Source organism: Cellulomonas sp. GbtcB1, from assembly GCF_019091725.1.
Classification (GTDB): Bacteria; Actinomycetota; Actinomycetes; order Actinomycetales; family Cellulomonadaceae; genus Cellulomonas.
Window position 1 is genome coordinate 1 of sequence record NZ_JAGXJG010000666.1, and the last position, 231, is coordinate 231.

General features: G+C 81.0%; 1 pseudogene. It reads left to right on the top strand.

What is annotated here, in order from left to right:
* Window positions 1-231: pseudogene (locus KVT14_RS21730) on the top strand (hypothetical protein); the annotation flags it as partial.

Here is a 231-nt window from a genome sequence, read left to right on the forward strand (position 1 = left end):
GACGGCGACGCGTCTGCGGCGGACCCCGCCGTGACGCAGGCGGGCGCCGCCGTGAAGGCCGCCCAGCAGGCGGTGCTCGCGCAGTACCAGGCGGCGCAGGCGGCGCTGGCGGAGGCGTCCACCGCGACTGCGGCCGCGCAGGAGGGGTGCCGGGCGGTGCTCGACGACGACGGCTCGGGTGTCGGGTCCGGTGGGGGCTCGGGCGGCGGGGCCGGCGACGGGTCGACCGAC